The 21,084-nt window shown below is 32.9% G+C and carries 13 protein-coding genes; 10 read left to right on the plus strand and 3 right to left on the minus strand.

Annotation, left to right across the window (positions count from 1 at the left end):
- The first annotated feature begins 295 nt into the window (after positions 1–295).
- The 4 genes from DG508_RS20790 to DG508_RS20805 all read left to right on the plus strand — a co-directional run bounded on the left by DG508_RS20790 (position 296) and on the right by DG508_RS20805 (position 4,118).
- Positions 296–784, plus strand: coding sequence for a hypothetical protein (locus DG508_RS20790; protein ID WP_108870352.1), 489 nt, complete (start codon positions 296–298; stop codon positions 782–784).
- A gap of 703 nt (positions 785–1,487) precedes the next feature.
- Complete coding sequence (locus DG508_RS20795) at positions 1,488–2,765, plus strand: DNA cytosine methyltransferase (protein ID WP_108870354.1); 1,278 nt, start codon at positions 1,488–1,490, stop codon at positions 2,763–2,765.
- Entirely contained in the window at positions 2,752–3,828 is a 1,077-nt protein-coding gene (locus DG508_RS20800) for an HpaII family restriction endonuclease (RefSeq protein WP_234418278.1), read from the plus strand. The genes DG508_RS20795 and DG508_RS20800 overlap by 14 nt, the downstream gene beginning before the upstream one ends.
- Before the next feature lie 95 nt (positions 3,829–3,923).
- Positions 3,924–4,118: a hypothetical protein gene (locus tag DG508_RS20805; RefSeq protein ID WP_108870358.1), complete on the plus strand. Its 195-nt coding sequence runs from the start codon at positions 3,924–3,926 to the stop codon at positions 4,116–4,118.
- A gap of 99 nt (positions 4,119–4,217) precedes the next feature.
- On the opposite strand, the gene DG508_RS20810 is transcribed toward DG508_RS20805, so the two are convergent.
- From DG508_RS20810 to DG508_RS20820, 3 genes are all read right to left on the minus strand, one after another.
- Positions 4,218–5,756 (minus strand): serine hydrolase, encoded by a 1,539-nt coding sequence (locus DG508_RS20810; protein WP_108870360.1) that lies wholly within the window; start codon positions 5,754–5,756, stop codon positions 4,218–4,220.
- A 247-nt stretch (positions 5,757–6,003) separates the two neighbouring features.
- A complete protein-coding gene (locus tag DG508_RS20815; protein ID WP_108870362.1) occupies positions 6,004–6,735 on the minus strand; it encodes a glycoside hydrolase family 25 protein in 732 nt (243 codons plus the stop codon).
- Between the two features lie 48 nt (positions 6,736–6,783).
- Entirely contained in the window at positions 6,784–7,722 is a 939-nt protein-coding gene (locus DG508_RS20820) for a hypothetical protein (protein WP_108870364.1), read from the minus strand.
- Between the two features lie 246 nt (positions 7,723–7,968).
- Here DG508_RS20820 and DG508_RS20825 point away from each other — a divergent pair, with 246 nt between their 5' ends.
- From DG508_RS20825 to DG508_RS20850, 6 genes are all read left to right on the plus strand, one after another.
- Positions 7,969–10,242 carry a glycoside hydrolase family 3 N-terminal domain-containing protein gene (locus DG508_RS20825; protein WP_108870366.1) on the plus strand — a complete coding sequence of 758 codons (2,274 nt, stop codon included), beginning with the start codon at positions 7,969–7,971 and terminating at the stop codon, positions 10,240–10,242.
- Between the two features lie 108 nt (positions 10,243–10,350).
- The gene (locus tag DG508_RS20830) at positions 10,351–10,908 is read left to right on the plus strand and encodes an RNA polymerase sigma factor (RefSeq protein WP_108870368.1); all 558 of its coding nucleotides are present in this window, start codon (positions 10,351–10,353) and stop codon (positions 10,906–10,908) included.
- A gap of 171 nt (positions 10,909–11,079) precedes the next feature.
- On the plus strand, positions 11,080–12,084 hold the full coding sequence (locus DG508_RS20835) for a FecR family protein (protein ID WP_108870370.1): 1,005 nt from the start codon (positions 11,080–11,082) through the stop codon (positions 12,082–12,084).
- A 138-nt stretch (positions 12,085–12,222) separates the two neighbouring features.
- Positions 12,223–15,672, plus strand: a complete 3,450-nt coding sequence (locus DG508_RS20840; RefSeq protein WP_108870372.1) for a TonB-dependent receptor — start codon at positions 12,223–12,225, stop codon at positions 15,670–15,672.
- 12 nt (positions 15,673–15,684) lie between these two features.
- Positions 15,685–17,460, plus strand: coding sequence for a RagB/SusD family nutrient uptake outer membrane protein (locus DG508_RS20845; protein ID WP_108870374.1), 1,776 nt, complete (start codon positions 15,685–15,687; stop codon positions 17,458–17,460).
- A 75-nt stretch (positions 17,461–17,535) separates the two neighbouring features.
- Positions 17,536–20,832: a VCBS repeat-containing protein gene (locus DG508_RS20850; protein ID WP_108870375.1), complete on the plus strand. Its 3,297-nt coding sequence runs from the start codon at positions 17,536–17,538 to the stop codon at positions 20,830–20,832.
- Positions 20,833–21,084 lie beyond the last annotated feature (252 nt).

Consider the following 21,084-nt stretch of genomic DNA (forward strand, 5'->3'; position numbering starts at 1 on the left):
ATTTTAATGAGTTGTGTGTTTAAAACATATAATGAGGTAAATATAACACAAACAGAATTACTTTGCTTATAGATATTTATATAATTGTTACGGTTTTACCACAAAATTTACTTTGTAAGCGATTGTTTAATAAGACTGTATGGTGTATATGTGTCAAAAAAAACATGAGAATATTTATAATTATATAATCTTGATATAAAAAAATATAAAAAAAAATCACAATCTCAATAAATGATACTACTATTCTATATTCTTGTACTATAAAAATGTATTAATTATTAAAAATCAATAGATTATGGCGTTAGAAAATCTAATTAGCGTAACGTTTTCAGACGAAGAATTAAAAGATCTTAATCAAGCAATTGCCATGCTCAAAAAAGCATTGCATGGCAAAACGGTAAATCTTACCCCAGAACAACGGGGACAATACGGGCGAATTGCCAATCAAAATAAATTGATTGTAGATAAGGCAAAAAGCTATATGGAGCAACATCCTGACTGGATTCCTCGTTTTTTGGATAAAGAGGAGTTTGATCGTGATTATACTACCAGAAAACAGATAGAAACACAGGTGCAATTATTAGAAAGTCTATCTCAACAAATGATAGATACCAAAACTTTATTGGATTATGATAATTATACCAATGCGTTGAGTTTTTATCGTATGATGCGTTTTTTGGCAGGAGAGAATGAACCAGGAGCTAAATCTGTATATCAGGATATGAAAGTGCTGTTCAAAAGAAATGGGGGGACAGCCATCGATGATACTGATACTGAGATATAAAATGCAAATCCTATTGTATAAAGCAGACTAAAACCTTACTTAGTAAGTAAAAACGCTAACGGCCTTTGTAGGTTGTTAGCGTTTTTTTGTACGTATTGACACACTTAATTGAACACTCCCAACAATAAGTAGGTTTACCCCTTACTAAGACCCTTTGAGGGGTCATGCTGAGGGTTCGAAGGATCATCAAAGTGGTTCTAGGTACCTGTTTAGGTAGTTCGAAGCGTGGTTGAGGTGATTCGAACCACCTATATAGGTGGTTCGAGTTGATAATTTATCAACTCAAAGGGTCAGCATATCAGATTGAGTCGATAATGTATCAGCTCAAAGGGTCAACATATCAACTCGAATTGATAATGTATCAACTCGAAGGATCAATATATCAACTCGAAGCGATACTTTATCAGCTCGAACCACCTCGGGATCAGCTCGAACCCTCACAATAAGGGGGTACCCCCTTATCAATATGGGGTTGATTTGAAAGAAAATTTATAAATGAAACTAAGTTCAATAAAAAAACTAGATGAATATTGTTGATCTTTTATAAAAAAAAGATAAGCTCTTTATCATACATAAAATGATTATAGACAAGTGATAAAAGGCTGTGTAAAGGTATAGTGGTGCATCATACACATCTCTTGCTTGCAAACATAAAATGAGTTTTTTTTCATAACTTGCAACCATAAAAATCAAACAAATACAAGTGCTTCTAAAAACAAAAATATCCTTAGAGAATTTTGAAGATAAAAAATTTAAAATAAAACTCTTAGAGTCTGAAAAAGATACAGAAGCAGCTTTTACTCATTATTTGCATAATCATAAAAACGGAATTTCTCAGTTTTATAAATCAGATGCACTAGAACACGTAAAAAACTTATTCGAGTATAAATTTCCAAAAGAAGAAGTAACAGATAGTGTAGCAGAAAAAACGTTACAAAGCTTAATCTTTCAGCAAGAAAATATTCCTTTTCCAGCACCAAAAAATCCTGATTTCAAGTTTATTGATCTTTTTGCAGGAATAGGAGGGTTTAGGATGGCACTACAAAACCTAAAAGGAAAATGTGTTTTTACAAGCGAATGGGATAAATACTCAAAGCAAACGTATCGGGCAAATTTTGGAGAAGTTCCTTTTGGAGATATTACAAAAGATAGAACCAAAGCTTATATCCCTGATAGCTTTGATGTGTTATGTGCAGGTTTTCCTTGTCAAGCATTTTCAATAGCAGGAAAACGAGGTGGATTTGAAGATACCAGAGGGACATTGTTTTTTGATGTTGCTGAAATTATCAAGAAGAAAAAGCCAAAAGCTATTTTTCTTGAAAATGTAAAGGGTTTAAGAAGTCACGATAAAGGAAAAACATTAGCTACGATTTTAAATGTATTACGAGAAGATTTAGGGTATTTTGTTCCTGAACCTCAAATTGTAAACGCAAAAGAATTTGGAGTCCCGCAAAATAGAGAACGGGTTTTTATAGTTGGTTTTAGAAAAGATTTAAGGATTACTGAATTTGAATACCCAACACCAATAAAGAAAAAACAAACACTCAAAAATATTTTAGAAACAGAAACAGTTTCTGTAAAATATTATTTATCAGAAACATATGTAAATACATTGCGTAGTCATAAAGCAAGACATGAGCGTAAAGGTAATGGGTTTGGTTATGAGATCATTGCAGATGATGGAATTGCAAATGCAGTAGTTTGTGGGGGAATGGGGCGAGAGCGAAATCTAGTGTATGATTTTAGGCTAAAAGATTTTACACCCATAACAAATATCACAGGAAATGTAAATAGAGAAGGAATTCGAAAAATGACCCCTAGAGAATGGGCGAGACTGCAAGGTTTTCCTGATACTTATAAAATTGTAGTATCTGATGCACAGGCTTATAAACAATTTGGTAATTCTGTGGCTGTTCCTGCAATTCAAGCTACGGCAAAAAAGATAATAGAAAAGTTACACCTTTGTGATGACAGGAAATAAAGGAGAATGGAGTGAGATTTATGCATTGTTCAAACTCTTAGGAGATAAACAATTATTTCTAGGAAATAAGGATATTCAAAAATTAGAAGGTTTAGTTTATCCAATTTTACGAGTTTTAAGAACAGAAACCAATAGAAATTTTGAATACTCAATTCAAGATGAAATAATACTAATCTCAGGAGGTGAAGAAGTTTTAAAAGTTCCTGTTTCTGTGTTTAAAGAAAAAGCAGTTTTCTTACTCGAAAAAATTAAAAACAATAAAGAAAGAACCTTTTCGGTTCCTGAGATTGAAGCATTTATGCAGTCAATTAATTGCCTTTCTTTAAAAGCAAGTTCAACTGCCAAAACTGATATTACAATTGTTGTTCACGATCAAAGAACAAATCAACAGCCAACTTTGGGGTTTAGTATAAAATCTCAATTAGGAAGCCCTTCTACCTTATTGAATGCTGGAAAAACAACGAACTTTATTTTTAAGGTTTCTAATCTAAAATTATCTCAATCAGAGATAGAAAAGATAAATTCTATAAGTTCAAGAAAAAAAATAATGGATAGAATTAATTCTGTTCTGCTAGCAAAAGGAGAATTTGGATTTATAAAAACCGAACGGCAAATATTCTTAAACAACTTAATACTGATAGACAGTAGATTGCCAGAAATAATATCTCATATTGTTTATGAATTCTACTCTGGTAATACCTCACGGGTTTCAGATCTAGTGAAGAAAATAACGGCTAAAAATCCACTGAAGTTTGATATTTCTTATGAACACCAATTTTATGAGTACAAAATTAAACGATTTTTGACAGATGTAGCTTTAGGGATGATGCCTTCTAAGGTTTGGACAGGTCAATACGATGCTACTGGAGGATATTTGATAATCAAAGAAAATGGGGATGTTTTATGCTATCATATTTATAACAGCAATGAATTTGAGAATTATTTATTTAACAATACAAAATTAGATACTGCAAGTTCTAGTAGACATGATTTTGGAACATTGTTTGAAGAAAATGGAGAGTTGTATTTTAAGCTTAATCTACAAATACGATTTACTCACTAAGTGAGATTTTAATGCTTCGAAATTAAGGGTTCGTTTAGCGAGCTTAAAATAAAATACTTAACTTTAAAGAGTATAACCATTTTAAATATTTTACAATGATTAAGAATCTATTAAACCTAGAGAATGTTGTAATTCTCAAAAGAGAAGAGCAGAAAACCCTCAATGGGGGAGGTGCTGAGCTTGGTTGCCATCCACAATTTCTTGATTGCTTAACAGATAGAGATTGTCCTTGTGGTCCTTGCGGACTACATGTTGGTGATTTTTATGTGCCAGACCTTTGTGCTTTTTAATGCATAAATAAAAATGTAGTGTTTTTATACATTACTTTTGGTAAGAGACCTGTATAATTACAGGTCTCTTATTATATTTTAATAATGAATGATCGAATGCTATTCAGCAACCTTATAAGGCTTCAATTCTTCAAAAAAGATGTCATCATTAGGTACATCAAAATCCATGCTTTTAACTTTTAAGTTATTGTCGGTGTTGAATTTTACGGTCCCAAAATTAAACCAGGCATGTTTTTTATCCCATTTAATTTCCCAAACATCATAATGCCAATGCTGCAAGGTAGCAGATAGATCAGGAGCGTGTTCAAATTTCATTCGTAATTGCTCTTTTACTTTAGAGATTTTGATTTTACCGTAGATATCAGAAATGTAAGTTCCTGTTATTGCTATAGGAGCAACAGAAGGTTTGGTATTAAGTACCCTTTTTTCTTTCCTTTCAGAAATACGAGTATCGTTTTTAGAACTGCTATTTGCTTTGTCTAATAGTTTGGCAGACCAGTCTATCGTTGATGTGCCCATAAATTGATCCAATGCATAATAGGTAGCAGCTCTGATAGGGCTTTTCATACCATTGGTAAGTACAACAACCCCTAAATTTTCATCAGGAATCATGGTAACAGCTGTAATCATACCATCAAAACCACCAGTGTGAGCAACACTTAACCTACCATGATAATCACTAAGTCCCCACCCTAAACCATAGCCATTAAAATGGCGGTTGAGATCATTTTTGGTAGTATGGTCTACTGTATAATTGTTATGAGGGGTCCAGATCATATTTCGGGATTCTTTGGTCAATAAAGAATCTCTACCAATACGTCCGTGATTTAGATTAAAAATCATCCACTTAGAAACATCTTCTACACTAGAGATAAGACCTCCTAAAGCGCCTATTTCTTCCCAATCAACCCATGCTACAGGGATATTTTTGTTGTTTTCACGAGCATGTGGAGTAGCATAGTTTTTTTTCTCATCCAATTTTTTTATAGAAGAGATAGTTCTGTTCATTCCTAAAGGATTAAGGATGCGTTCTTGTACATTTTGCCCCCAGCTTTTTCCTGTTACTTTTTTTATAATTTCTCCTGCTGTAATATACATTACGTTAGAATATCCAAATCCAGCTCTGAAATCGTGTTTTTTGGGTAGGTGTTTTACTCGTTTTATGATTTCTTCAGAGGTCAGGTTAGATTTGTACCAGATTACATCTCCGCTAAATGTTCCTAGCCCCACACGATGACTTAGTATATCTCTAATCGTTACCTCATTACTTACCCACGGATCATACAAGGCAAAATAGGGTAAGTGTTTTTTTACTTTGTCATCCCAATTAAGTTTTCCTTCCTGAACTAGCATACCTATTATGGTAGCTGTAAATGCTTTAGAATTAGACGCTATAGCATATAATGTATTTTTATCGGGCTTTCCTTCTTTTCCTTGTTCTAAAGATCCATAACTACCACTAAACACTAGTTTGCCATCTTTTACAACCCCAATAGTAGCACTAGGGATATCCCAATCTTTTACCATTTTGGCATAATATTCATCTAGTTTTTTTAAATCAACCGTAGGTTTTGATTGGGCAATTATTCCTGTGGTATATATCAAGAATATAAAAAGTAAAGGCAATAATTTTTTCATGGTATTAATTTTAGATACTATTTTGTGTGATTCAAAGCAGTAAATATAGTTTTTTTAAGAAGATCGCAAAAAAGTATAGGCTATTTTAAGAATCCCATTGTAAAGAGGCATAAGCTTTTTTGATTTTAATAAAAAAATAGTTGTTTTCTTAGATCAACCTCTGGTTGTAAAAGAAACAGGTAGCTGTAGTTTGCTACCTGTTGTATGCTTATTACTTATTGTCATTAGGAGTATATAGCATTGTGATTTATTTCTTTAGTAATTTCCTAAATGCAGTTGCATCACCATTGAATAGATCATAATCTACTTCACCTTTGATACCTTCTATTTTTTCTCGATCAGTACGTTGCCAGATAGTCCATCCGCTATTTTTCCAGGTTTCAGGAATTATAAGATCCTCATTGGTGTATTCTGCAAGCCATAATTTATAAGAGGCAAAGTCAGAATGAGTAAGATATTCATTGGCAAAAAAGAGATTAGTATATACGATAGGCCGTACCCCTAATTCTTTTTCTACCAATTGCAACCAGAGTAATGTGTTTTTTTGGTACGTCTCTTTGGTGACGGCAGATTTGAGACCTAATTTTTCTAAATCCAAAACGGGTGGTAAATCACCTGGCTCTAATTGTTTGATAGCATTAATAAAATTGCGAGCCTGACCTTTTGGGTCATTATCGGTTACATAAAAATGATATAGCCCCCTATAGATACAATTACTTTTGGCAGAAGCCCTGTTTTTCTTGAATTTTGGGTCTTGATAATCTGTGCCTTCTGTAGCTTTTATATATACAAAATTAATAGAATCACTTTTGATATCATTCCAGTTGATATCGTTTTGAAAATGAGAAATATCTACACCTAAGATACTTGAAGCTTTTTCTAGTTTTTGGTATTCTACATCACAAACACCTTTTTTTTCTGTTTTACAAGACAGTATCGTTAGGGTCATAACGAGTATTACAATTGAAATTTTTTTCATAAATGTTGGAGGTTAGGTTTTAAGAATATTTGATTAGTATAGGTTTATTTAATTAGGATGATTCGCCAGATCTTTACCTAGCATTTTTAAATTTTTTTCTTGTGTTTGTTGGATGGTACTTAATCCTGAGAAATGAAAGAATTTTTTGAGTAAGAAACTCATGAGATAAAAATATAATAAAGGGAGTAGTAAGAAAAGAACAATGAGATTACTAATCATATTTATAATGAGCTTCATTAATTCTTTTTTACCTTCTTTTAGAACCTCAAAAGCTTCAGACGCTCCTTCTTCGATATCCACCCCTACATCTTCTACTTTATTAACAACCGCATCTTCTACTTTTTTGAAAATGCCAATATCTTTATGACCTTTCTTTTTGGCTTTTTCTAATTGTCTTTTTTTTCGGGTTTCTTGTTTAGCGGTTACCTTTTCTTTTTTTTCTTCATATTTATTTTTGATAGACGATAAATGGGCATGTAAAGAAGAGCCAAGGTCTAGTTTCATCGTATCAGATACATAATGGATGCCGTTGACGTATAATGAAATTCCAGGATTGACAAGTAAAAAAATAATAAGAAGTTTTAGAGCTACTTTTTTATACTTTTTAAAAAATATTCCTATTAGAAAAAAGAACGGCAATGCTTTAAAAAGCAATGATTTTCCCATGTTTGCAAGAATAGTTTGTACAGCAATTACAATATTGGCAAAGGTGAGATAATTGATAGCTCTTGTAAGGATATCAGAAAGTTCTGTGGTGAGTCCTCCTGCAAATGGTATTCCTGCATTGCTAATACTTGCAGTGATGCTTTTTAACTCTATCGCAATCCCCAGACCTAGCATCAAGTCTCCATTTATAGTAGATAAAAAATCGATGGCAGGAGCGATCAAGATATTACTAATCCCGAGAATAGCAAATGCTAGTGCGGTTATGATAATCCAGATTTTATCTTTTTTGATAAGACTGGATAACGTTTGGTTAATCCCCATAATAAAGTTGGTTGGTATTTTGTGTACTAATAAAGGTAGTGTTTTTTACAGATGAAACATATAGGTGTTTATACCTAATTATAAGAGATTTGTTTATGGTCTATTATTTAAAAAAAGCAGAGGTTGGTTTTTGTGAAAAATGTATTTTTTTTAGATAAAAAATAAAAAAACAATAAAAAACATGTCTATGTTTATATTTTTTCGTTCTCTTTAAGTAGAATACTTGATAATTATTGATATGTCGATATGAGAATTTACTTAGTTTATACTATACTGTTAAGCATAGTTTTATCATCTTGTACTTTTGCTAAAAAAGAGAAAAAATCTTCAGATCTTATTGATGATAAGATATCTATATTGATATCACAGATGTCTCTAGAAGAAAAAATAGGGCAGATGACGCAGATTACCATTAGTGCGTTAGAGAAAAACGGAAGCCCAGGAGAACTAGATAAGAATAAACTAAAAGAAGCAATTCAGAGATATAAGATAGGATCCATTCTAAATGTTCCTAATCCAGGGGCTCCAAAACCAGAAAGGTGGCATGAAATTTTGAAAGAAATTTTAGAAGAAACCAATAAGACGGATAAAAAAATACCAATAATATACGGGATAGATGCCATTCATGGAGCAAGTTACACCGATGGAGCGGTTTTGTTTCCTCAACAAATCGGTATGGCAGCAACCTGGAATCCCGAATTGGTAGAAAAATGCATGGCAATTGCAGCATATGAAACAAGAGCCTCCTCAATACCATGGGTTTTTTCTCCAGATCTTGATTTGCCAAGAAATCCCGTATGGTCACGGTTTTGGGAAACTTTTGGAGAAGATACATATCTGTCTTCTCAAATGGGAAAGGCAATGATAAATGGATTTCAAGGAAAAGATGTAGGAGCACTAGATAAGGTGGCAACATGTGTCAAACATTATATAGGGTATGGAAGCTCTACTACTGGAAAAGACAGAACTCCTTCTATACTACCAGAAAGAGTATTGAGACAATATGACCTACCCATATTTGAGAAAAGTATTCGTGCAGGAGCAAAGAGTATAATGATCAGTTCTGGAGAGATCAATGGAACTCCTGTACATGCCAGTAAAAAAATGATAACAGAGGTTTTGAAAGGAGAGCTAGGATTTAAAGGCTTTGTAGTGACTGATTGGAAAGATATCATCTATTTACATACAAGGCATAAAGTTGCCAAAACTATGCGAGAAGCAGTAAAAAAATCTGTCATGGCTGGTATTGATATGAGTATGGTTCCTAATGGATATTCATTTTTTAACGAGTTATTTTCTTTGGTGAGTGATAAAGAAGTACCAATGTCTAGAATTGATGATGCAGTACATAGGATTCTAAGAGTAAAATTTGAGCTGGGATTGTTTGATACACCAGTTACAGACCCCAAAGATTATCCTGATTTTGGATCTTCTACTTCTGTAAAAATGTCTTATAATGCAGCAGCAGAATCAATTACTTTATTAAAAAACAGAAATAACACATTGCCTTTGTCTAAAGAGAAGAAAGTTTTGATTACTGGTCCTACCGCAAATAGTATGAATTTTCTTAATGGAGGGTGGTCATATACCTGGCAAGGAGAAAAAAGTGATGAATATGCAAAGGATAAACTCACCATTTTAGAAGCATTTCAACATAAAATAGGTAAGCAAAATGTAGAGTATGCTCTAGGGACTCAGATTTTTGAAGAGATAGATATTGCAAAAGCTGTTAATTTGGCAAAAAAAGTAGATTATATTGTTTTATGTCTAGGAGAGCATAACTATACCGAGACTCCTGGAGATATAGATGATTTAAGAATTACAGAGCCACAAATTAAATTAGCTAAAGCACTGGCAGCACTAAACAAGCCTATTATACTAATACTTAATGAAGGTAGACCAAGAATAATAAATGAATTCGAGAATGATATGAAAGCAATATTACAATGTTACCTACCAGGTAATGAAGGAGCTCGTGCATTGGTAGATATTGTATACGGAGATATTAATCCAAGTGGTAAACTACCATATAATTACCCGAGGTATGTAAATTCTTTGCAAAAATATAATCGAAAGTATACAGAAAGCCTTGATGATAAGGAGCAAAATGATGATGCATCGTATCAAAAAAGCTATGATCCACAATATGAATTTGGGCATGGGCTGTCATACACCACTTTTAGATATTCAAACTTGAATATTGATAGAACAGAAATTGGAGAAGAAGGTATTATAAAAATAAAGGTAGATGTCAATAATATAGGAGAAAGAAAAGGAAAAGAAGTTGTACAGTTATATATAAGAGATATGTATGCTGATATAACACCAGAGGTAAAACTTTTGAAGAGATTTCAGAAAATAGAGCTACAACCAAAAAAAAGTCAAACGGTTTTATTTACGATTGGGATTGATGATCTGAAATATGTAGATGAAAACAATAAATGGATTGCAGAAGATGGAGAATTTGAAATAACGATAGGCACCATTTCTAAAAAAGTAGTGCTAAAAAAAGAGTTATAGTATTTTTTTCTATATTTATTAACCAACTTAATTCCAAGATGAACTATCAATATATTACTAATACACTCAATTCTTTTCAAGAATTCATAAATGCTTAAACTATTTTAAATGCAATCCGTTAAAACTATAGACTCTATATTGTGGACAAAAGTTAAGTTAGGGGATTTAAATGCTTTTAATCAGCTATACGAGAAATATGTAGATGCACTTTATGAATTTGGAATTCAACAGACCAATGATACAGACTATGTAAAAGACTGTATTCATGATCTTTTTCTGGATATATATAAATATCGGAAAAAACTAGCTGATGTAACGAATGTGAAATATTATCTATTTAAATCTTTAAAAAGAAAAATTAATAGAAAATTTAAATCAAAATTCACGTTGTTTTCTGCAGAAGAGAAAAAAAATGAAATTAAATCTACATATCAATCTGCCGAAGAATCCATTATTGAATCTGAGAGTTCTTCTGAGGTTAAAGAAAAACTCTCTGTTGCGCTAACATCACTCTCTAGTAAGCAACGAAAAGGACTGTCCTTAAAATTTGATGAAAAAAAATCATATGAAGAGATCTCTGCTATTATGGGGATTTCTATAGAATCGGTGCGAACACTTATCTACAGAGCTGTAAAAAAATTACGTAATGAAATAGAAGTCGAATAAGTGACTTTTTTTTGTCTATGTTTTTATGATATAGTGCTTTTATATAATAGAAAGATGTTGAATAGGATTTTTTATATCTGATACACTTTTTATCAAGTACTATTAATTGTATGTCATGTCAAGTTGTAGAAAAATGCAAAGTACTATAATCGATACTAAAAACTTCTCAAGATGTTAACCGAAGAAGAAAAAAAGAATTTAAAAAATAGAATAGATACCTCTATCATCAATTATCGTAATAAAAGAAAAAAGCGGCAATTAGGTTTCTGTATAGGTATTGCAGCAACTGTCATTGTTTTAATTTCTATTACCTATACAAAAAGCTATCAGCATACTTCAGAAATTAAGAATTATGTTACTAATACCCCTGTAGATATAGATACAGAAGGAGATGTGAAGTTGGTTTTAGATGATAAAAGTGAAATAAAAATCAAAGAAAAAGCATCAAGTATTACCTATTCTAGCTCAGGAGATAATGTAAATATCAATAACTCTCAAAAAGTAAAACAATCCTCTGGGAATACATTTAATACAATTGTAGTTCCTTATGGTAAGAGAACAAAAATTACCCTTTCAGAAGGAACAAAAGTATGGCTCAATTCTGGATCAAAACTTACATATCCTGTAGCTTTTAATGGAGATAAAAGAGAAGTTCACCTCATAGGCGAGGCTATTTTTGATGTAAGTCACAATAAGGAAAAACCATTTTATGTAGTAACCGATAATTATGATATAAAAGTATTAGGAACGGTATTTAATGTGTCTAGTTATGCAGATGATTCTTATGCTACTACAGCATTACAAAAAGGGAGTGTCGAGATAAAATATAATGGAAACTCCATTTTTGGCAAATCATCCCTTAAGATTACCCCTGGAACATTGGCGGTGTACAACAACAAAACAAAAAACATAAATAGCAGTAAAGTCGATGTATCTAAATATATGTCTTGGCGAGATGGTAAGTTTATTTTCAAAAAAGAAAAAATGGAAGTGATCCTCAAAAAACTCTCTAGATACTATAATGTAACTATTAATATACAAAATGAGGCACTAAGAAATCAGACGTTTTCTGGGCATTTAGATTTAAAAGATACTATAGAAATGGTGATGGAAGTTCTTAAACAAACGACAGACCTTAAATATAAAATAGAAAATAAAGAATTCGTAATTAATTAATAAAAGACCAGCTATATGAAACGATAAAAAACTAAAATCAATGTCACACAAAAAAGTCAGAAAATGCGGCAACATTTCCTGACCTAAATCAAACTATTGCGATATCGCAATCGCTTAATATATAAAAAAAACAAAATTATGAATAAAAAAATTAACGATGTTTCTTTTTTGTTTCAAAAGAAGAAATTCAATTTTTTATTAACTCTTATGCGAATTTTTATTTTATTCCTGTGTTTTGGGCTTACAAATGTATATGCATACAATTCCTATTCGCAAACGAAATTGGATATTGATGTAAAAAACGGAACTCTCGAAGAGTTGTTTGATCAAATCCATTCACAAAGTGAATTTATCTTTTTCTATAAAGATGATGTGGTAAATACGCTCAAAAAAATAACCGTAAAACGTAAACAGTCTAATGTAGTCCAGATATTAGATGAAGTATTTGCCAATACAAATCTTACTTATAAAATTATTGATCGGCAAATTGTAATCTCTCGGATAAAAAAAGAAAACGGTACGAAAACGTTTTCAGGATCATCTCTCCCCATGCAGGTGGCTGTAAAAGGAAAGGTGATAACATCTAATGGAGAATCGTTGCCTGGCGCAAGTGTAGTAGTAAAAGGCACTAGTAGAGGTACTCAAACCGATTTTGATGGTAACTATGAACTGGAAGTAGCAAAAGGAGAAACGATTGTATTCTCATATGTTGGTTTTACCACCCAAGAAGTACTTTTTTCAGGAAAATCTACTCTAAATATTACCTTATTAGAAGATGCAAGTGAATTGAGTGAAGTGGTAGTAACAGGATATACCAGACAAAGCTCTAGAAATATTACAGGTTCGGTTTCTATTGTAGAATCAGAAGATATAGCCGCTACTACGCCTGCAAGTTTAGAACAAGCCTTACAAGGGCAAGCAGCAGGAGTTACAGTAGGAGTAGAAGGAGGCCCAGGAGGAAATGCCGCAGTACGAATCAGAGGGTATGGTACGATCAATGGTAATGATCCATTGTATGTAATCGATGGAGTACAAACAGGGCAGGGATTAAATGATCTGAACCCCGATGATATTTCCTCAATTCAGATACTTAAAGATGCTGCCGCTGCATCAATATATGGAATTGGAGCTGCAAATGGAGTTATTATAATTACCACCAAAAAAGGTAAAAACAATAACAAGGTTTCATTTACCTACAATACCGTTACAGGAGTAGACTTTATACCAAATTCAGTATTTCCAGAAATGGCTACACCACAACAATTAGCAGATGCCTATTGGCAAGCGTCTAGAAATGACGGTATTGCTTTGATTCACCCTCAATATGGTTCTGGAGCAAATCCAACATTACCAGACTATATCTTACCACAAGGAGTATCAGGAACAATAGATGAAAGCACTTATAGCTATCCAGATAATAGAATTACAAGAGCAAATAAAAATGGTACAGATTGGTTTGATGAATTTTTTAATTCAGCCTTTGTTCAACAACATAACATCGGAATAAAAGGAGGTAGTGACCAGTCAAAATTTTATTTAGGAATAGGATTATTGGATCAGGAAGGAGTAGGTAGAGCTACAAGTTTTGAACGCTATAATCTGAGAGTAAATTCTGAATTTAATGTCACAGAAAAATTTAGAATAGGAGAAACATTAAATGTCTCTTACTCAGAAAAAATAGGACTAAGTGACCCTTTGAGCAATAACGTGAATCAAAATAATGAAAGTCAGATTGCTGCTTTATACAGACTACACCCAATTATTCCTGTATATGATATAGGAGGGAATTATGCGGGAACAGGAAAAACCCCAGGAGTAGGAATAGGTAGCAATGCAATTGCTATGGCAGATAGAAATAAAGATAATGTTACAGAAACACTAAGAGTTTTAGGGTCGTTGTATGCAGAATTAAATATAACCGATGACTTATTACTAAGGTCAACTTTTACAGCAAACCTAAGTAATTCAAAATTTTCGTTTTTTCAGCCAATAGATTATGAGAATTCTGCAGTAAGAGCAGTAAATAGACTTAGAGAAACATCTACTGATATTATTAATACAAATTTGTATAATATTCTTCAATACACAAAAAGGATTAATGACGTACATAACATTGATACTTTTGTAGGAACCGAGTTTAAGAAAAACAGTACTGAAACTTTTTATGCACAAATATCTGATTTCTTATTTACCACTCCCAATGCTACTTATTTGAGTGCAGGTACAGGAACACCCTTGGTAGGAAGTAACCAACTAAAATCTGCAAGTTTTTCGGTTTTTGGAAAAGCAGATTATGTCTATGATGACAAATATCTTTTGAGTGCTACCATAAGAAGAGATGAATCTTCAAGATTTGAAGAAGGAAATAGAGTAGGTGTTTTTCCTGCAGTAAGTGTAGGGTGGAGGGTGTCTGGAGAAAACTTTTTGCAAGATTCTTCTGGGATAAACAATTTACTAATAAAATTTAGCTGGGGAGAATTAGGAAACGATAACATCCCTACCTCTAGAGGAATAACCGCTTATGGACCAAGTCTTGATTTTAATAACTACAGTGGCCAAACAGGATATTTTTTAACCAATATTGGAGACCCTAATTTATCATGGGAAACCACCACTACAACCAATTTAGGTATAACAGGATCATTTATACAAAATGCACTAGATGTGAGTTTGGATATATATGAATCTGTTACCAAGGATATGTTATTGCCAACTCCTGTAGACCCAACAGTATATGGCAATACAATCAATACAATTTATAGAAACTTGGGGCAAATGACCAATAGAGGGATTGACTTAAGTATTGGTTATAGTAATCCAAGAGACAAAAATTTTAAGTATTCTATAGGAGTCAATTTCTCTCATTATAAAAACAATGTTGATTTCTTGAATCAAGAAAATCCAGCACCAATTCCTAATCCAGTTTTAGGATCTCAAACAGGCTTTGAAACGACCAATACAGTACAAGGGCATCCCATTTCATCTTTTGTAGGATTTAATTGGGAGGGTATTGATCAGAATACAGGTAGAGCAATTCTTACTGGAGATGCCAGAACTATTATAGGAAACCCACATCCTGATTTTACGTATGGGATGAATTTTAATGCAGAATATAAAAACTTTGATGTTTCGTTACTCTTTCAGGGGTCTCAAGGAAATGATATATATAACCTTACAAAATTCTGGACCGACTTCTATAATTTTGAAGGAGGAAAAAGCTTACATTATGTAGAAAACTCGTGGTCTCCTACCAATAGAGAAGGAACTTTGCCAGCATTAACATTACGAGCAGATGAATCAGCAGGATCATCCTATTATATAGAAGATGGATCTTATCTAAGATTAAAAAATATCTCTTTTGGATATTCATTAAATGAGCAAATCACATCACGATTGAAAGTAGATAAAATCAGAATCTTTATACAAGGTAAAAATTTATTAACCTTTACAGAGTACAGTGGTTTAGATCCAGAAATCAATCTTACAAACTATACCAATCAACAAGAAGCGAACCTAGAAATAGGAGTAGATAGAGGGGCATATCCAATCTCCAGATCTTTAAATTTAGGTTTAAACGTTACATTCTAAAAGAAAAGAAACATGAAAGAAATATTGAATTATAAAAAAAGTAAAAAGGTACTGATTGCTCTGTGTGTTTTGATATCTGTGAGTATAGCTTTCTATTCTTGTAAAAAAGAATTAGATGTTCCTCTTCAAGGACAATTCAGTTCAGATGTAATTACATTTGATGCTGAATGGGTTAGCTCTCAAATTACTGCGGCTTATGGTATATTAGATGGTAATCTTGATGGAGAAGATATGTGGCGTGCCGCGGCATCTAATTGGATTTACGGGGAAGTTGCTTCTGATAACGCATATAAAGGAAGTGAATTCGGGGATCAACCTATCATTAATAACATAGAACGATATACTGCAAGTCCAAACGAAAGTAGATATTATGGTTATAAGTGGAATGCTGTTTTTGAAGGTGTAGCAAGAAGTAACGAAGCGATTAGAGGAATAAAAGTAGGAGTAGAGGATAAAGACCTTACCCAATCAGAAGCTACCTTGTTAGAGGCCGAAGCACGATTTCTAAGAGCTCATTATCATTTTGAAGCCAAAAAAATATGGGATAATATCCCTTTTGTAGATGAAACAATGACGGAATCTCAATCCAATGTAGATATTGATGTTTGGGGAGCTATAGAAGCAGATTTTACATTTGCAATAAATGAACTTTCAGAAACCTCAAGATTTGCTGGTGCCGCAAATAGCTGGACTGCCAAGGCATATCTTGCCAAAGCACATATGTATCAGTTAGATTATGATGCCGCTAAACCTTTGCTGGATGATATTATTAATGCAGGGCCGTATAGTTTAACCCCAAAGTATTCTGACAATTTTAATGCAGCAATGAATAACAATTCAGAATCTATTTTTGCAGTACAGAATACAGTAGGTGATGGGGCTTCTCAAGATAGAAATGGTAATTGGGGAGATGCCCTTAATTTTCCCAATGGCGCTCCAGTAGGTACTCCACCTACAGAAGGAGCTTGTTGTGGGTTTTTTCAGCCTTCACAAAATTTGGTAAATGCATACAAAACAGATGCTTCAGGATTACCACTATTAGATACATTTAATAATGTAGATGTAACCAATGATGATGGTATCACCTCTGATGCTCCTTTTACACCATATACAGGAGAGTTAGACCCTAGATTAGACTGGAAAGTAGGTCGTAGAGGTATTGATTATAACGGATGGGGTATTATGCCAGGGCAGTCATGGATAAGAAATCAACCCAATGGAGGACCATATGTACAAAAAATTACTGTATTCAGAAAAAGTCAATTTGAAGATGGTAGTGTAGATGCAGGTTTAGCATGGGCACCAGGAGTGAGTGCAATGAATACAAATATTATCAGGTTTGCAGAAATATTGTTGTGGAGAGCTGAAATTATGGCCGTAAAAGGAGAAGGTGATTTAGGAGCATCTCTAGTAGACAGAATTAGATTACGAGCGTCGAATCCAGCAGATTTTGTTCAAGAATTAAATACAGAAGGAGAACCCAATGGTACTCCTGCAGCTAATTATGTAATTAGTACTTATGGAAGTTTTTCTAGTCAGGATCAAGCAATAAAAGCAGTAGCTCATGAATATAGAATAGAAACAGCATTAGAAGGACATCGCTTTTTTGATCTAGTGCGTAGAGGAAAAGCGGCGCAGATAATAAGTGCATACCTTACTGTTGAAATAGCAAAACGATCACACCTTAATAGTGCTGCTTTTATACCAGGAAAGAGTGAGCGGTACCCTATACCACAAACTGTTATTTCTGTAAGTAATGGAAAAATTAAGCAAAACGAAGGATATTAATTAGGTTTATTTTGAATTCTCTAAGAGCAGCATGAATTACACATGCTGTTCTTTTATATATAAAATAATAACAATATGCGGTACAAATGTTTGATGTTTTTTGTAAGCTCAATACTACTTATTGGGTGTTCGCAAAAGAAAGAACCAGAGAATAACCATCAAATATTTAATAATTTACAACCTGCATCTACAGGAATTCAATTTAGTAATGATCTTGTAGAAAATGATTCTCTAAATTATTTTACATATTCATATGTATACATGGGAGGTGGGGTAGCCACCGGAGATATCAATAATGATGGACTGATAGATGTTTATTTTACAGGAAATCAGGTGTCAAATAAATTATACATAAATAAAGGAAACCTCAAGTTTGAAGATGTAACAGAAAAAGCAGGTGTTGGTGGAGATACAAGGTGGTATACTGGGGTGACCATGGTAGATATTAATGCAGATGGTTTTTTGGATATATATTGCTCGGTAAGTGGGAAATTTGGCTCAAAAAAAAATCAATTATTTATTAATAATAGGGATGGTACATTCTCTGAGAAGGCTTCTCAATATGGTATCGATGATATAGGAAATAGTGTGCAAGGAACATTTTTTGATTATGATAGAGATGGTGATTTAGATTTATATGTAGCCAATTACCCCCCTACAAAATTTAATGCTCCAAATTTTTATTATAAATTTAAGATGGCCAATGTCAAAGATGAAGAAACAGACCACTTATATAGAAATGATGGGAATTCATTTACAGATATAACAGCAGTAGCAGGAGTAAAAAGTTTTGGACTCACATTGAGTGCAACCATTGGAGATATTAACAATGATGAATGGCCAGATATATATGTATCTAATGACTTTAGTACTCCAGATTATATGTATATAAATAATCAGGATGGCACATTCAAGGAGGTAGTAAAAAAAGCAACTTCACATACTGCTTTTTTTGGAATGGGAGTCGATATAGCTGATTATAACAATGATGGGAATCTGGATATTTTTCAGGTAGATATGGATGCACATAGCAATCGTAGAAAGAAAGCAAATATGGCCAGTATGAATCCTGCTTTATTTTGGGGAACCGTCAATTCTGGATTTCATTACCAATACATGCACAACTGTTTACAAATTAATACAGGGATGGTACAAGATGGAGTTCCTTATTTTTCTAATGTTTCAGGCATTACAGGAACAAGATCAACAGACTGGAGCTGGGGTCCTCTTTTTGCAGATTTTGATAATGATGGGCGTAAGGACTTGTTTGTAACCAATGGTACCAGAAGAGAAATAAATAATAACGATTACTTTGAGCGTATGGGCAGACAAGGTAATAAAAGTGATAGCCTCTTGCAGAAGAGCCTGATGATTCCCTCAGAAAAGATAGATAATTTTATGTTTCGCAATGTAGATGATTATACTTTTGAACAAGTAAATAAGCAGTGGGGTATAGAATACAAAGGATTTTCTAATGGGGTAGCCTATGCAGATTTGGATAATGATGGAGACTTAGAAATTATTACCAATAATATTGATGACCAAGCATCAATTTTTCAAAATAAAAGTTCAGAAAAAAATAATTACATAACCATTCAATTAGATGGGACTACAAAAAATAGATTTGGAATAGGAAGTAGGGTATATATAGAGGTTGGTGATCAGACCCAAATGCAGGAACTTACATTATCCAGAGGTTTTCAATCATCAGTTGCCCCGCAATTACACTTTGGAGTAGGGAAGTCACAAACCATAGAAAAAGTAAAAATTAGATGGCCTGATGGAAAATTACAAACGATAGAAAATCCTGAGGTAAACCAAAAATTGATTGTCAAATATAAAGATGTAATAGCTCAAACAGCAGTTACAGAAAAAACATCGAAGATATTTTCTACAGTAAAAGGAGCATATTTCCCCTTATGCAAACATCAGGAAAATAAATACAATGATTTCTCAAAACAAGTATTACTACCTCATAAAATGTCTGCATTTGGGCCAGAATTAGCTGTAGGAGATATTAACAATGATGGGTTAGATGATTATTTTATAGGTGGAGCATCGGGATATGCAGGAAGCTTGTTTTTACAAAATAAAACAGGATTTATAAAACAAGATATAGAAGTATTTAAAGAAGATAAATTAAGTGAAGATATTGGAGCCGTTATTTTTGATGTAGATCAGGATGGAGATAATGATTTATATGTAGTAAGTGGAGGTAACGAATTTGTAGCAGAATCAATCTCGTTACAAGACAGATTGTATATCAATCAAGGTAATGGTCAATTTATCAAAGCTAAAAAAGAAGCACTACCACAAATGCTTACAAGTGGATCTAGAGTATACCCTTTGGACTTTGATAAAGATGGTAAACAAGATTTATTAGTTTTAGGGCGTCAAGTACCAGGCAAATATCCATTACCAGCACATAGTTATTTATTGAGAAATAATAGTCAAGGTGATGAGGTGAAGTTTATGGATGTTACCAATATGTATGCAAAAGATCTTATCAATTTAGGGATGGCAACAAGTGCAGTAATCACTGATTATGATAATGATGATTGGCCAGATATTATTGTGGTAGGTGAATGGATGCCGGTTAGAATTTTTAAAAATATAAAAACAGGATTTAAAGAAGTATCACAAGAATTAGGAATCACTACTGATACTACAGGATGGTGGTGGAGTATCAAGCAAGGAGATTTTGATCATGATGGTGATATGGATTATATCGTAGGAAACAATGGGTTGAATTATAAGTATAAAGCCACAGAAAAAGAAACCTTTGATATTTATGTTAATGATTTTGATAAAGATAATAAAGATGATATCGTATTGGGGTATTATAATGAAGGGCAACAATTTCCTGTGCGAGGAAGAGAATGTTCATCAGACCAAATACCAATGATCAAACATAAATTTAAAGATTATACTAGTTTTTCTACAGCTACGCTAGTAGATGTATATACCAAAAAGTCATTAGAAACAGCATTACATTATCAAGTGAAATCTTTTGCCAGTGTATATATAGAAAATCAGGGAGGTGTATTCATTATTCATGAACTACCTATAGAAGCACAACTCTCATCAATTAATCAGGTTCTTATTGATGATTATGATAAAGATGGTCATCTAGATGCTGTGATTGCAGGGAATTTATATGGTTCTGAGGTAGAGACACCTCGCAATGATGCTGGATATGGATTGCTATTACGAGGTAATGGTAAAGGAAAATTTGATGCTGTTCCTGTTACAGAAAGCGGATTGTTTATACCAGGAGATGTTAAGGATATGGCTATGATACGGGCACAAGAATCAAACTATATACTTGTAGCCAAAAACAATGATTATCTACAGTTTATAAAACAAGAGTAATACTAGTTATACTTTGAATTTACCGCAATAGAGTTCTCTTTTTTCGCCTATGCTTCAGAATAAAAATTAACTGTAGTTATGGCTATACTAATTTTTTCTTCTTTGTATAAACAAAAAATAGTTGATTTTCTTTTTTACAACCTGAGTTCGATCTAAGAATTTAGCAAAACATCGCTAATTGTGTAGTTTTTTGTGTTTCAAATTTGATAGCAGGTTTCTTTTCTTGAAAAGAATAAGCAATAAGGCTAGCCA

The sequence above is a fragment of the Aquimarina aquimarini genome (genome assembly GCF_900299535.1).
Lineage (GTDB): Bacteria > Bacteroidota > Bacteroidia > Flavobacteriales > Flavobacteriaceae > Aquimarina > Aquimarina aquimarini.